Source organism: Bradyrhizobium sp. ERR14 (assembly GCF_014198235.1).
In the GTDB taxonomy this organism is placed as follows: Bacteria; Pseudomonadota; Alphaproteobacteria; order Rhizobiales; family Xanthobacteraceae; genus Bradyrhizobium.
On sequence record NZ_JACIHD010000003.1, the window covers coordinates 257,433 to 271,874 of the forward strand.

The 14,442-nt window shown below is 64.9% G+C and carries 13 protein-coding genes and 1 pseudogene; 11 read left to right on the top strand and 3 right to left on the bottom strand.

What is annotated here, in order from left to right; all coding sequences use genetic code 11:
* The first annotated feature begins 20 nt into the window (after positions 1–20).
* The 3 genes from GGD62_RS11010 (at position 21) to GGD62_RS11020 (ending at position 1,803) form a co-directional block, all read left to right on the top strand.
* Positions 21–359: a hypothetical protein gene (locus GGD62_RS11010; protein ID WP_179732796.1), complete on the top strand. Its 339-nt coding sequence runs from the start codon at positions 21–23 to the stop codon at positions 357–359.
* Between the two features lie 166 nt (positions 360–525).
* The gene (locus GGD62_RS11015) at positions 526–1,197 is read left to right on the top strand and encodes a dienelactone hydrolase family protein (protein WP_183259534.1); all 672 of its coding nucleotides are present in this window, start codon (positions 526–528) and stop codon (positions 1,195–1,197) included.
* Between the two features lie 123 nt (positions 1,198–1,320).
* Positions 1,321–1,803, top strand: coding sequence for a hypothetical protein (locus GGD62_RS11020; protein WP_183708462.1), 483 nt, complete (start codon positions 1,321–1,323; stop codon positions 1,801–1,803).
* Between the two features lies 1 nt (position 1,804).
* Here the strand turns inward: GGD62_RS11020 and GGD62_RS11025 are convergent, their stop codons facing one another.
* The 3 genes from GGD62_RS11025 to GGD62_RS11035 all read right to left on the bottom strand — a co-directional run bounded on the left by GGD62_RS11025 (position 1,805) and on the right by GGD62_RS11035 (position 3,957).
* Positions 1,805–2,548, bottom strand: coding sequence for a polysaccharide biosynthesis/export family protein (locus GGD62_RS11025; RefSeq protein WP_183708464.1), 744 nt, complete (start codon positions 2,546–2,548; stop codon positions 1,805–1,807).
* A gap of 259 nt (positions 2,549–2,807) precedes the next feature.
* Complete coding sequence (gene msrA, locus GGD62_RS11030) at positions 2,808–3,464, bottom strand: peptide-methionine (S)-S-oxide reductase MsrA (RefSeq protein WP_183708466.1); 657 nt, start codon at positions 3,462–3,464, stop codon at positions 2,808–2,810.
* A 175-nt stretch (positions 3,465–3,639) separates the two neighbouring features.
* A complete protein-coding gene (locus GGD62_RS11035; protein ID WP_018319467.1) occupies positions 3,640–3,957 on the bottom strand; it encodes a hypothetical protein in 318 nt (105 codons plus the stop codon).
* A 378-nt stretch (positions 3,958–4,335) separates the two neighbouring features.
* Here GGD62_RS11035 and rpsT point away from each other — a divergent pair, with 378 nt between their 5' ends.
* The 8 genes and pseudogenes from rpsT to GGD62_RS11075 all read left to right on the top strand — a co-directional run bounded on the left by rpsT (position 4,336) and on the right by GGD62_RS11075 (position 14,430).
* Positions 4,336–4,602, top strand: a complete 267-nt coding sequence (rpsT, locus tag GGD62_RS11040) for a 30S ribosomal protein S20 (protein ID WP_018319466.1) — start codon at positions 4,336–4,338, stop codon at positions 4,600–4,602.
* A 1,246-nt stretch (positions 4,603–5,848) separates the two neighbouring features.
* Positions 5,849–7,252, top strand: coding sequence for a chromosomal replication initiator protein DnaA (gene dnaA / locus GGD62_RS11045; protein ID WP_018319465.1), 1,404 nt, complete (start codon positions 5,849–5,851; stop codon positions 7,250–7,252).
* Positions 7,253–7,511: 259 nt separating this feature from the next.
* Complete coding sequence (gene dnaN / locus GGD62_RS11050) at positions 7,512–8,630, top strand: DNA polymerase III subunit beta (protein ID WP_018319464.1); 1,119 nt, start codon at positions 7,512–7,514, stop codon at positions 8,628–8,630.
* A 210-nt stretch (positions 8,631–8,840) separates the two neighbouring features.
* Positions 8,841–9,205 (top strand): annotated as a pseudogene (locus tag GGD62_RS11055) (endonuclease domain-containing protein).
* 88 nt (positions 9,206–9,293) lie between these two features.
* Positions 9,294–10,430 carry a DNA replication/repair protein RecF gene (recF, locus tag GGD62_RS11060; protein WP_183235842.1) on the top strand — a complete coding sequence of 379 codons (1,137 nt, stop codon included), beginning with the start codon at positions 9,294–9,296 and terminating at the stop codon, positions 10,428–10,430.
* A 119-nt stretch (positions 10,431–10,549) separates the two neighbouring features.
* Positions 10,550–11,293: a hypothetical protein gene (locus GGD62_RS11065; protein WP_018319461.1), complete on the top strand. Its 744-nt coding sequence runs from the start codon at positions 10,550–10,552 to the stop codon at positions 11,291–11,293.
* Between the two features lie 157 nt (positions 11,294–11,450).
* On the top strand, positions 11,451–13,607 hold the full coding sequence (locus GGD62_RS11070) for a hypothetical protein (protein ID WP_183708468.1): 2,157 nt from the start codon (positions 11,451–11,453) through the stop codon (positions 13,605–13,607).
* Positions 13,608–13,857: 250 nt separating this feature from the next.
* Entirely contained in the window at positions 13,858–14,430 is a 573-nt protein-coding gene (locus GGD62_RS11075) for a hypothetical protein (protein ID WP_092251524.1), read from the top strand.
* The last annotated feature ends 12 nt before the right edge of the window (positions 14,431–14,442 follow it).

A 14,442-nucleotide genomic window follows, 5' to 3' on the forward strand; every position in this document is an offset into this window, starting at 1 on the left:
AGGCAATGAGGACGTCGACCATGATGCGAGCGATCTTCGCGGCGGGCGCAATGGCGGCGCTGTTGTCGGCAGCGCAGGCCGAACCGTTCGGCACAGTGCCGCCGCGCCAGCCCTTCGTCACGACCTTGTCGAACAATACGCCGCTCGCCTTCGGCATGGATGCCGAGCAGACCGCGCGCGCCCTTGGGCAGCCGCTGCAATATGTGCGCGGGCGTCCCGGCAACGAGATCTATCTCGCGCTTCGCAACATCGGCGGCAGCGGCTTGATCCCCTATCGCCACCGCCTGTTCCTGCAATTCCGTCATGGACGGCTGGCAGGATGGAAGGAGGATTACGGCGAGAACTGGATGTGGGAATAGGTGCGGCCTCTCATCCTGAGGAGCTTGCGCAGCAAGCGTCTCGAAGGATGAAAAGCCCCCCGCCGCTGCATCCCGGTCTTGCATCCTTCGAGACGCGCGCGAAGAGCGCGCTCCTCAGGATGAGGGAAGAGAGTGAATTCCGTGACAACCAAGAAGGACAACCCGCGTGGGACAAGACATCAAGCTGACGGCCTCCGACAATTTCCAGTTTGGCGCCTATCGCGCCGATCCCGGTGGCACGCCGAAGGGCGCGGTGGTGGTGATCCAGGAGATCTTTGGCGTCAATCACCACATCCGCTCGGTCTGCGACCGCCTCGCCGGGGAAGGCTATGTCGCGATCGCGCCCTCGATCTTCGACCGGACCGCGCCGGGCTTCCAGTCGGGCTATTCGCCCGATGAGGTCGCCGAAGCGCGCAAGTTCGTCGCCAGCCCCGATTGGGCCGCGATGCTGCGCGACACCCAGGCCGCGATCGATGCGGTGAAGAGCGTGGGCCCGGTGGGCATCATCGGCTTTTGCTTGGGCGGCAGCATCGCCTTTGTCGCGGCGACGCGGCTGTCGGGACTGAAGGCTGCGATCGGCTATTACGGCGGCGCGGTCGTGCGCTTCGCCGACGAGACGCCGAAGGTGCCGACGCAACTGCATTTCGGCGAGAAGGATGCGGGCATCCCCTTGACCGACGTCGAGACCATCAAGTCGAAGCGGCCGGACGTGGAGGTGTTCGTCTATCCGGGCGCCCAGCACGGCTTCCATTGCGACGAGCGCGCGAGCTACGACAAGGCCAGCGCCGACATCGCCTGGCCGCGCAGCATGGACTTTTTCGCGAAGCATTTGAAATAGGGACGAACTCTCCCCACAAGGAGAGACAACCACGCGGCGTCCCCTCGCGGAAATCGGGTGGCCGCATCCTGCCGACCGGCGATAGAGCTGGCCAATCAAGCCAGCTCACGCCGGGAGATCGCCATGCAGCAAGCCATCACGCACCTCGTCATCCGCAATCCGGTCGGAACCATGGATGTCCCCTCACCCGATGATTCCGAGGTGATGGATTATGCCGCGACGGCCAGGCTGGCTGGCGACGCCGCGGACGGCAATGCGGCGGCCTGGACAGCGATCGCGGCGCCATCCGATCCGCTCGAAGGCAGCTGGGCGAGCCGTTGGAATGGCGGCGCCGATCCGACCATCGCCGGCGACACCGCGGAGAAGTGGAAACAAGGGCGCGCGGAAGTGCGCATCACGGGCAGCCGGATCTATCTGCGCTTCGACTGGGACAATGGCCGCCGGCACGGTCTGATCGAGGCCGCGCGCGAGGGCGCGGATCGGCTGGTCGGAAAATATATCAACCTGACCACGCCGGCGATCACACGGCCATGGGTCGGGCGCGTGGTCGACGCTAACAGGATCGACGGGTGCTTTCCGGAGGGGCGGCTGGATTTCAGGCGGTGAGCTAGAACCAGCGCTCGCCGACGAACACGGTGTCGCCGGGATTCAAGGGGGTGCCGAGCGGCACCACGGCGCGCATGGAGCCGCCGTTCTCGGTGTGCGTGATGGTGACCACGTCGCGTTTGGCGCGGGGCGAGAAGCCGCCGGCGATCGCGACCGCGCTCTCGACCGTCATGTTCGGCACGTACGGATATTGGCCGGGCGCGGTGACTTCGCCGAGAATGAAGAACGGGCGATAGGCCTCGATCTCGACCGCGACCGAGGGCTCGCGGATGTAACCATTGCGCAAGCGCGCGGCGATCTCGCCGGCAAGGCCCGCCGTGGTGCGGCCGCGGGCCGGCACCGCGCCGATCAGCGGCATGGTGATGGAGCCGCCCGCATCGATGGCGTAGCTGTTGGTGAGACCTTCCTGGCCGTAGACCACGACGCGGAGCTTGTCGCCGGCGTCGAGATGGTAGGAGGCGTCGTAGCGCACCGGCGCCATCGGCGCGGCGTAACCGACCGGCATGGCTGCGGGCGAAGAGGCAAAGGAATTGCGCAGCGCGCCGATGGCGCCGCCGCCGTCGGCGACGACAACCGGTTGCGGCGCATTGTAGGGCTGGCCATAGGCCATGGAATCGAGATCGGCGCGGGGCTGCATCACCGCGACGGGGCCGGCGGTCTGCATGCAGCCGCCAAGGGTCAGCGCGGCGGACGCTGCCAGGGACGCTGCCAAGATCGACCATCGAAACGCGCGTGCAACCGGCACCGGACCAATCCCTCGAAACGAGACGGCTTAAGTGATGCACCGGTTATGGTTAATAAAGCGTTGAGCGGGCGGCTGTCTCACCCTCCCCTGGAGGGGGAGGGTCGATCGCGCGCAGCGCGAGCGGGGTGGGGTGATCTCTCCACTGGCGCGCTGTTGTATGTGGAGAGACTGTCACCCCATCCCGCTACGCATTCCGCTGCGCTGCATGCGTAGCGACCCTCCCCCTCCAGGGGAGGGTAAGCAAGATACGCCGTCTCGCTTACGCGCTCACACCGACGCCGATCGGGCAGGACACGCCGGTGCCCCCTAAGCCGCAATAGCCGGCGGGATTCTTCGCCAGATATTGCTGATGATAGTCCTCGGCGAAATAGAATTCGCCTGATGGCGCGATCTCGGTGGTGATGGCACCGAGGCCCTTGGCGGCGAGCGCCTTCTGATAGAGCGCCTTCGACTCATCGGCCGCCTTCTTCTGCGCATCGGAATAGGTATAGATCGCGCTACGATATTGCGTGCCGACATCGTTGCCCTGACGCATGCCCTGCGTCGGGTTGTGGCTCTCCCAGAACGTCTTCAGCAGCGTCTCGTAAGAAATCCTGTTCGGATCGAACACGACCAGCACCACTTCGGTGTGACCGGTGCGTCCCGAGCAGGTCTCTTCATATGTCGGGTTCGGCGTGTGGCCGCCGGCATAGCCGACGGCGGTGGTGTAGATGCCATCGCCGAGCTGCCAGAACTTGCGCTCGGCGCCCCAGAAGCAGCCGAGCCCGAACACGGCCTGCTCGAGGTCGGCGGGATAAGGCGGCTTGAGCTTGCTGCCGTTGACGAAATGGAAGGTCGCGGTCGGAATGGCTTGCGCACGGCCGGGCAGCGCCTCGGCTGCGCTCGGCAACGCGGTGGTCTTGCGCATGAACAGCATGATTGGATCTCCGCAGACGAGCCGTCCGTCGCCCGAGCCAGATGTTCAGGCGGCGTGCTCGCGATCAGGTGGGAATATAGGGATCTACGCTGGCGTGGGCAGCCTTGTTACGCCGCGCGGCTGGCGAGCGCTCAATCCCGGCGGGAATTGAGGATCAATCCCGGGGGATTGAAGATCAATCCCGGGAATAACCGATCAGCGGTTTCCGCGGCCGGAACAGGATCATCAGCAGGATGCCGAGAATGCCGAGGACGGCGAACACCGGCTGATCCAGCAGCAGGCGGATCACCGAGGTCCAAAGCCAGGGCGCCTTGGCCTCGACCCAGGTGCGGAATGCCGCTTGGCTGGCCTGATTGATGTCGTTCCAGAACTGGCCGAACCGGGTGAATCTGAGGGTCTGGTCGGCCACCCAGCGGGCGCCGTCATAGACCATGAAGATGAACCCGCCAGCGAGCAGCAACAGCCCAATCAGTCGGAAAAAACCGCGGATCATGCCTCACCTTATATGGTCGTCCGATCGGAGGAGCCGACAAAACGCCGCCAGCCAATAGCCGGGAGACGGCAGAAATTCAACCTCTTCAGGGCGTTACGACGCCCCTGGACGGCCCCGGAGGCCGCTTTTCCAGCCTGGAAAGCGTTGACGGTGCCGAAGACCCTCTCTATAAGGGCGCCAACTGGCGGCGGGCGCAATCCTGCCGCCGCTGTTCTTTGAGCAGTTGCAGGCTCCTTGAGCTTAGAGCTCTTTGCGGCCTCATGTTCCGGGGACAGCCCAGCAACCGAACACCCTAAATCCGAGCGTCGATTCCGCGGTCAAGCAAGCCGGCGCTACCCGACCAAGACGCGACCGGTACCCGCAAAGGATATTGAGACCATGGCCAATACCACTTCCGCCAAGAAAGCGACGCGCAAGATCGCCCGCCGCACCGCCGTCAACAAGTCGCGCCGCACCCAGATGCGCGGTGCCGTGCGTAACGTCGAAGAAGCCATCGCGACCGGCGACCGCGCCGCTGCCGTGAAGGCGCTGGCGAATGCCGAGCCCGCCTTGATGCGCGCCGCCCAGCGCAACATCATTCACAAGAACAACGCCAGCCGCAAAGTCTCGCGCCTCACCGCGCAGATCGCCAAGCTCGCCAAGTAACGAGCCAGGTAACGGCGAACCAATCGGTCGGCCGATCCGATCGAACATCGCATGCGTCAAACAGCCCGGCATCGCGCCGGGCTTTTTTGTTGCCCGTCATATTCACGCAACCGGTCACGCTACAGTCGATCTTCGATCGGAAGGTTTGCACCGCCTGTGCTATTCTTCGTTCCGTAGTTCTACCTGCCGGTAACTTGCAACAGTGGAAACTTTCACCGCGTTGCAAAAACCCCTGTGCTGCGGGGCTAAGATGAATTCGCGCACGCAAGAAGTTCTGCACACCGTAGATTCACCGGAACGCGCACGGCTTGGAGTTACCCTGTGAAACGAGACTCAAAAAGCGATGTCTCGCTAATCACTTATCGACATAGCGACCGCAAGCATTTGGAAAATTCGCCGACACGTCCGGCGCGTGACGAATTTGTAAAAATTTTTTTAGCAGTGACGGAGAATTGTCACATGATGCCCGGCATTCTCGATTCTGTGCACGAATCCAAAAACTTGCTTCCGAGCCTGTGAACAACTCCCGCGCGGCGTTAACCGAGGTCAAGTTTTTTGACGCCTCAAGTGTGAATCAATTTCGTTGCGAGTCTTTCCGCATAGTGTATTCCTTAAGTCGTCAGCGGCGCCCACGATCTTCAGACCAGCGCGGTTTAGGAAACGGGGCGAGCGTGCAAATCGGCGGCGGTGGGCACGTAGGCGACGCTTCAAAAAGCGAATGTCGGATCAAAAACCCATAGCAATATGGGAATGGTATCTCTTTGTCTGAATGTCTCCAAGCGGGATCTTGCGTATCCCGATCTCGCGAGGCGCACGGACATCGCAAAGTTACCCCGACACGAGCGAAGGCGAAGCCGAGCGGACGAGCAGTGCAGACGGGCAGGTCATCAGCGATTTTCGTCGCGGGTGTCTTCAGAAGCAGGACCTTGTCGTGAGCGATCACGGCAGGACGGGGAGGTATCATGTCCTACGGATTCAACGCGGTATTGACTCAAGTTCCATCGTTCAACGATGCCGTCTCCGATCCGTCCTGCGTTCAGCCTCCCACATGCGAGAGCGCGTCGAGTACGCGCTGACCTCGCGAACTCTCCATCTCCGACATCGCTGATCTGACCTGCGGCGTTTGCGCCGAACGGTCGAGCTATGCCTGACGATGGACTCGCTTGAGGTCGTGCCATGACAGGAAACCCTGCTTGGCGCTCACCACGCAACCTTATCTCTCAAGAGAAGTTTTCTGACGATGACAATGGAACAGGATCGCTGGTCACGCGTGAAGGGTCGGCTGCGCTCGAGCGTTGGCGAAGACGTTTACACGAGTTGGTTTGCGCGCATGGATCTGGAAGGCGTGCAGGAGGAGAGCGTGCGGCTCTCGGTGCCGACCCGGTTCCTGAAGAGCTGGATTCAGGCTCATTATGCCGAGCGCGTGCTGTCGTGCTGGCAGGCCGAGATGCCGGAAGTGCATCGCATCGACCTCACGGTGCGTTCGGCCGTGCGCCCGGTGATACAGCCGAAGGAAGCCCCCGCCCCGGTCGAGACGCGACGCACGCCCACGCCGGAGCTGCGCTCGACCGCGACCGCGCCGGTGTCGGCCAATCATGATGCGCTCGGCGGCTCGCCGCTCGATCCGCGCCTGACCTTCGCGAGCTTCGTCGTCGGCCGCTCCAACACGCTGGCGCATGCGGCCGCGCGCCAGGTCGCCGAAGGTCGCCGCGGCGACCCCGTGATGTTCAACCCGCTCTACATCCATGCCGGCGTCGGCCTCGGCAAGACGCACCTGCTCCAGGCGGTGACCTGGGCCGGCAATTCCGGCAACGAGCGCAAGGTGCTGTATCTCACCGCAGAGAAATTCATGTACGGCTTCGTCGCCGCGTTGAAGACGCAGACGGCGCTGGCCTTCAAGGAAGCGCTGCGCGGCATCGACGTGCTGGTGATCGACGATCTGCAGTTCCTGCAGGGCAAGTCGACCCAGGCCGAGTTCTGTCACACGCTGAACGCGCTGATCGACGCCGGCCGCCAGGTCGTGATCGCGGCCGACCGGCCGCCGTCCGATCTTGAAAGCCTCGACGACCGCGTCCGCTCGCGGCTCGCCGGCGGCCTCGTGGTCGAGATGGGCTCGCTCGGCGAAGAGCTGCGCCACGGCATCCTCAAGTCGCGCGTCGCCGCGGCCCGCGCCCATCATGCGACCTTCGAGGTGCCGGAGGAGGTGCTGCATTATCTGGCGCGCACCATCACCCACAACGGCCGCGACCTCGAAGGCGCGATCAACCGCCTGCTGGCGCACTCGAAGCTCAACAACCGGCCGGTGACGCTGGAGATGGCCGAGCACGAGGTGCGCGACCTGGTCCGGCCGCAGGAGCCGAAGCGGATCAAGATCGAGGACATCCAGCGCGTGGTGGCGCGGCAGTATAATGTCAGCCGCTCCGACCTGCTCTCCTCCCGCCGCACCGCCAATGTGGTGCGCCCGCGCCAGGTGGCGATGTATCTCGCCAAGACGCTGACCCTGCGCTCGCTCCCCGAGATCGGCCGCCGCTTCGGCGGGCGCGACCACACCACGGTGCTGCACGCCGTGCGCAAGATCGAGTCCCTGGTCTCCAAGGACACAGCACTGTCAGAGGAAGTGGAGTCGCTGAAGCGCCAGCTTCAGGAATAAACGCCTAAGGCCCTCCTGCCATTCTCCCGCCGCCCCGGCCATGCCTGGGCGGCGGCTTTCGTTTGGGCGGTAAATCGTGGGAATCGTGCGGAACTGGCCCCCGATCCCTTGAATCCGGGGGCCATCCGAGCCACCTTGCGCGACCCTGGCGGCTTTGGTCATATCGGTTGGATGGCCCTGACCTGCCGGGGTCATCGGTGCCGCGGCGGGGCTTTTCGACCGCCCGGCTTCTTCATTTGGGGATCGGGCGAGTAGTGCAATGAAGGTTACGGTCGAACGCGCGCAACTCCTGAAGTCACTGGGCCACGTCCACCGCGTGGTCGAGCGCCGCAACACGATTCCGATCCTCGGCAACGTGCTGGTCCGGGCCGAGAACGCCAAATTGTCGCTGAAGGCGACCGACCTCGACCTCGAGGTGACGGAGACGCTGCCGGCGGAAACCGCGACCGCGGGCTCCACCACCGTGCCGGCGCACATGTTCTACGACATCGTGCGCAAGCTGCCGGACGGCTCGCAGATCGTGCTGGAGGCCGACGGCGACCGCGCCGTGCTGGCGATCCGCGCCGGTCGCTCGCGCTTCACGCTGCAGACCCTGCCGGAGAATGATTTCCCGGATCTGGCCGCCGGCGACATGTCGCACTCGTTCTCGCTCGCCGCCAAGGACGTCAAGCGGCTGATCGACCGCACCCAGTTCGCGATCTCCACCGAGGAGACCCGGTATTATCTCAACGGCATCTACCTGCACGCCGCCGGCACGCCCAAGGCCGCGACCTTACGCGGCGTCGCCACCGACGGTCACCGCCTCGCCCAGCTCGATTTGGTGCAGCCCAAGGGCGCCGAGGGCATGCCCGGCGTGATCGTGCCGCGCAAGACAGTCGGCGAGGTGCAGCGCCTGATCGAGGACACCGACGCCGAGATGACGATCGAGCTATCGCAGGCAAAAATCCGCTTTACGATCGGGAATGTCGTGCTGACCTCGAAACTGATCGACGGCACCTTCCCCGACTACGGCCGCGTCATCCCGCAGGGCAACGACAAGGAGCTCGTCGTCGACAAGAAGGATTTCGAGAACGCGGTTGACCGCGTCTCGACGATCTCGAGCGAGCGCGGCCGGGCGGTGAAGTTGTCGCTGTCACCGGGCAAGCTGGTGCTGTCGGTGACCAATCCGGATTCCGGCAGCGCCACCGAAGAGCTCGAAGTCGAATACGCCTCCGACGCCCTCGATATCGGCTTCAACTCGCGCTATTTGCTCGACATCGCTGCCCAGATCGAAGGCGACGTCGCAACACTCAGGCTCGCCGATCCCGGCTCCCCGACCCTGGTCCAAGACCGCGACGACAAGAGCGCGCTGTATGTGCTGATGCCGATGCGGGTGTGAGGGACGTGCTCCCCCTCTCGCGATACCTTGTACGCGGAGACAACCCCTCACCCGGCTTCGGTGCGCGAAGCCACCCTCTCCCACGAGGGAAGAGGGTGAAGCTACAGCCTATCCTGTCGCCACAAGCGCGACGCACGTTGTTGTGCCCTCTCCCCTTGTGGGAGAGGGCAGCTCCGGTGGCGGATACACACTCAGTCGGGTGAGGGGTTCGTGCCGCAGGAGCCATCCCATCGGCCAGTCGCCAAGCGTCTCCGCCAATTCGCGAAGAACATGCGGCACGAACCAACCGATGCTGAAACCGCAATGTGGCGCTTGCTGAGGGATCGTCGGGTCTCCACTTTCAAGTTTCGCCGACAGGTACCATTCAAAAACTACATTCTCGATTTTGTCTGTTTCGAAAAGCGCCTTGTGATCGAGATCGACGGTAGCCAGCACGTAGAATCACAACGTGACGCGACGCGAGAGGCGACGCTTGCTGCCGAAGGGTTTGGACATTGCGCTACTGGAACAACGACGTGCTACAGCAGCCCGCTTCTGTATTAGAGGATATCCTTGCAAAGCTTGCCGGGCGGTAAGATACCCCTCACCCGTCGCCTCACTGCGTGAGGCGCCACCCTCTCCCACAAGGGGAGAGGGGAAGAATCGCGCCAGATCGAATAACTGATGACCCCCTCCCGCATTCATCGCCTGACGCTGACGCATTTTCGCAATTATCGGGCGGCGGGGCTCGAGACGACGGCTGACATGGTGGCGCTGGTCGGGCCGAACGGGGCGGGCAAGACCAATTGCATCGAGGCGATCTCGTTTCTGTCGCCCGGACGCGGCTTGCGGCGGGCGACGCTGGAAGACGTCGCCGACAACCAGGGCGACGGGTCCTGGGCCGTCTCGGCGCAAGTCGAGGGCGCGCTGGGGCTGGCCACGCTCGGCACCGGCATCGATGCGCCGCGGCCTGACAGCGCGGTGAGCCGGCGCTGCCGCATCGACCGCGAGCCGGTGGGGTCCGCGACGGCCTTCGGCGACCATATCCGCATGGTGTGGCTGACGCCGGCGATGGACGGGCTGTTCATGGGCGCGGGCTCGGAGCGGCGGCGTTTCTTCGACCGCCTGGTGCTGGCGATCGACAATGAGCATTCGAGCCGCATCAACGCGCTGGAGCGCTCGCTGCGCTCGCGCAACCGCCTGCTCGAAACCCGCAATTACGACGACCATTGGTGCGACGCCATCGAGCGCGAGACCGCGGAGCTTGCCGTCGCGGTCGCAGCGACGCGCGGCCAGACCGCAGCAAGGCTCACCGGCATGCTCAATGCGCGCGCGCAGGCCTCCGCCTTTCCCTCGGCGCAGATCGCGCTCGACGGCTGGATGGAGAACGCGCTGCTGACTGAGACGGCGACGTCGGTCGAGGATCGCTACCGCCAGATCCTGCGCGACAACCGGCCGCGCGATGCCATCGCCGGCCGCACCACCGACGGTCCGCATCTCACCGATCTCCAGGTGATCTATGCGCCGAAGAGCATGCCCGCGCGTGATGCGTCCACAGGCGAGCAGAAGGCGCTGCTGATCGGTCTCGTGCTGGCGCATGCGAGCCTGGTCGCCGAGATGACCGGCATCGTGCCGCTGCTGCTGCTCGACGAGGTCGTCGCCCATCTCGATCCTAGCAGGCGCGCCGCGCTGTTCGACGAGCTGCGCAAGCTCGGCGCGCAAGTGTGGCTGACCGGCGCGGACCCGGCGGCCTTCACCGAGATCGGCGCTGGAGGCGAAGTCTTCGACGTCGAGAGCGGACAGGTCTCGTCTCGACGCTAGGCTTCCGGGTTGAACCCGCCCTGTTCCATCAGCGACTAGCTGTCTGAAGCGGCGCCGACGGTGTCGCCGTTGTGCAATCGCGCAGTATTTCACACACGCGCGATGCTTGGAGCATAGGCATGACGACGGTAAGGCATGGGGCGACAGCTCCAGCGCGATGGCAACTTCTTGCGTGCGGCCTCGCTCTGTTCGCGAGCTGCCTGCTCGCGGCAAGCGCCGGCGCCTGGGTATCGAATTTGTCGCCACTGTTCTCAGTGGCGCTCACGCCGGATCCCGATGCGCGGCTGCCCGCGCCGACCCGCTACCTCTATCGAGGCACCCACACCACCGTGATGCCCGGCGTCGAAGCCCCGCTCCGCACCAGGCTCGAGACCACCGTGCCCGCAGAGCTCGGCGACGTCCTCAGCTTCTATCGCACGGAGCTTGGAAAGCTTGGCTGGCAGGAACAGACCGATGGCGCGGTGATCGCAACCGATCACGCCCAGCTCGCCTTCGCCTCCCCGCTGGGGCCGGCCGCGCTGCAGCTCGCCCGTAAGGACAGCAGCACCTCGATCCATCTCGTGCAGAAGAACGCCGATGCGGCGACCCGGGCCAATATCATGCCCGAACCCGGCCAGGCGAAACTGGTGTTCAGCAACATCAGCGGGAGGGACGCGGCGCTCACGATCAACGCACGAACCGTCAAGCGCGCCGCCGGCGCCAATGCGGTATCGCTGGACCTGGCGCCCGGCAAGTATTCCTACGAGCTGAGCGGGCCGGACCATTCAGCCACCACGAACGTCCTCACCCTTGCCGCCGGCGATGCCTGGGAGCTCACGATCGGGCGCGACGGAGACGCCTGGCCGCCGCTCCAGCTGTATTGAGCCATGCCTGCCTGATCAGGCCCATGACGCCGCTCGTACGCCGTCCGTTGAACCTCTCCGGTTCCCGTCGCGACTTCTCGTCTGAGGCCGCGCGCCGAGGTGTCGCAGCCTGCCCATGCGCTGGGCGACGGCCCGCGCAACACCCAGGAGTTTGACGATGCGGATGATCCCGCTTGGGGCGCAAGTCCCGGCAAGATGGCTGCTGCTTGCCTGCGGCATTCTCGCGATGGCGAGCACGTCGTATCCCGCGGACGCGGCAGACGACAGCTTCGTCGACGTCCATACGCTGCCGCGGCTGGACGGCGCGGTGGAGGATACTTCGCGCCCCGACACCTATCGCGTCATCTACACCGTCCCGACCGCCCTTGCCGCCACGTCCGACGCCACGAAGAAGCTGCTGAGCGCCGACGGCTGGGTGCCCTATGTGTATCCGCTGGACGAGAAGAGTGCCGCGCTGACCTTCAAGAAAGGACAGCAGGGGCTGCGCGTCTCCTTCACACAGGCGCGCGGGCGCTCCGACCAATCCGCCGTGTTCTACACGCCGAACCGGATCTATGCGAACGTGCCGTTCCCGGACGGCGCAACCGATCTCGTGTTCGACGAGACCCGACCCTATCTCGGCTGCATCGCGCCCGGTGCGTTCGAGGCGACCTCCGAGTTCTTTGCCAAGGACATGGCGGCCATGGGATGGCGCAAGCTCACGCCTGAAACGTCCTCGCGCTGGCCGAACGCCGATCTTGACGGGACCGTCCCGAACGGCGTGCGCGTCTTTTACGACCACCCCGATCGCGACGCGACGCACATCTATCAGAAGCCGGTGATGCTGACCCTGACACGACGCGACGACGGCCGCACCAATGTCGACATCCGGGTGGCGCCGTTCGCGCTGCCCCAAGAGCTCGAGGCCGACGATGACATGGCGGGCTTGCCGCGGCCGAAGCCGACCAAATCGGCGAGAGGCCTCGGCGGCGCGAGCTCCAACAAGCGCGAGATCTCGGCCGCCGCGATGGCCGAGCTGCCCGCCGTGCTCGCCTTCTATCATCGCGAGCTCACCGCGCGTGGCTGGCGGGAAGATGGAAACGCGCCGCTCACGCCCGGCGACGAGATCGCGATGAGGATCTCATCGGCGGAAGAGACAGGCGTGCTGCGGCTCGGCCGCAAATATGATTTCACCATGATCAGCCTGACCGCGCAGGTGAAGGACTCCGCACTTGCGGCCCGGGCCAAGGCGAAGAAGGAGGCCGACGAGAGATTTCTCGGCGATGCCTTGGGGGCGGCTCAGCAGCTCATTGCCGCCGACGAGGCCAGGCGCAAGACACAGGCCGCCTCCCTGTCGGATGCGCCGCTCACTGCGCTCGCGGGCAGCAACACGCCGGTGCCACTGCCCGAAAACGCCGAAGGCGTGAAATTCGAGGGCGACGACGGCCATCTCGAATTCTCTTCCGCCTCGAGCGTCAAGGCGCTCACCGCGTTCTATCGCGCATCGCTCAAGCCCGCCGGCTGGAAGGAGCAGCCCTCCGTCATCAACCGGCCCAACATGGCGGTGATGGAATTCGCCAAGGGCGGCAAGTCGATCTCGATGACCGTGATGCAGATGGGCCCGAAGGTAAATGTCCGCGCCGACGGATCGGGGCTGGTGATGGCCGCCGCGAAACCGGCGGCCACCGCGGACGTGCAGGCCAAATCCTCCGAGCCGCTCAAGCCCGACCCTGAATCCCAGCTCCCCGTGCCGACACAGCGGTCCTCGACCTCGCTCGCCACCACAAAAATGCCGGGTAGCGAGATGCCGTTCCGCCGCGAGCTGGCAGCCAGCATCCCGGCCCCGCTCGGCGATGTCCTGGCCTTCTACCGGGCCGAGCTTTCCAAGCTCGGCTGGCAGGAAAAGGCCGACGGCGCCACTGTGTCCGCCGAACGCGCACAGATCGACTTCACCTCGCCGCAAGGCCCGGCCGTGCTCAAGCTCGGCCGCGCCAAGGGCGAGACCACGGTCAGCCTGGCGCAGAAGAATCCGGATGCCGCTGTGAAGGCCGACATCATGCCGAAGCCTGGCCAGGCCAGGCTAATGCTGGGCAATATCGGGGCGAAGGAAGCCTCGCTGACCATCAACAAGCAGACGGTGAAGATCGCGGCCGGCGCCGGCGGTCCGCAATCGCCGAAAGGCCCGATGCTCGACCTGCCGCCGGGCACCTACCAGTACGCCCTGCGCATGCCCGGGCGCCCGGCCCACACCGAGACCCTCACCGTCGCTGCCGGTGACGCCTGGGGCCTGCTGGTGGGGCCGAGCGGCGACGTACTGCCGTTGCAGATGTATTGACCCCGCTTGCGCCTGTAACGACCAGGTTGAACCTGTCCGGTTCGTGGGCCGACTAGTCGTCGAGAGGCGGCGGCGACGGTGTCGCAGCCGCTGTATCGCGCGAAGATCGCGGCATTCCTGGAGAGCAGGCATGACGACGGTAAGGCGCGGGACGAAGGTCCCGGCACGGTGGTGGCTATTGATGTGCGGCCTCCCTCTTCTTGCAGCTTGTTCGCAGGAGCCGCTTACCGCAGCAGCTTCCCACGCCGACATGCCCGTGCCGACGCGAGCCAGTCACGCAAGCTTCAGCACCGCGCACGCGTCCGGCATCGAAATCCCGTTCCGGCTCGAGCTCAAAGCCCATGTGCCCGCAGAACTCAGCGACGTACTGGCCTTCTATCGCGCGGAACTCGGAAAGCGCGGCTGGCAGGAGAAGCCTGATGGCGCGATGGTCGCCGCCGATCACGCGCTGCTCGTCTTCGCCTCGCCGAAAGGGCCGGGCATGCTGACGCTCGACCGCGCCAAGGGCGAGACCACGGTCGACCTCGTGCAGCGAAATACGGAGGTCGTGGCCAAGGCAAATTTCCTGCCGATAGCAGGACACGCGCGGCTGATCTTCGGCTATCTCGTACCTGACGTGGCCTCGCTCACGATCAACGACCAGACCATCGAGATCGCGGGCGGCGTCAACCATCCACAAGTGCTGGATCTGCCGCCCGGCACGTACTCCTACGCGCTACGCGTGTCGGGTCACATGGTGCACACCGACACCATCACTTTGGCCGCAGGCGAGGCTTGGTCCCTCAGGTTGAGTGACGACAGCAAGTCGGACCAGATCTACTGAACCCAGGCTTCT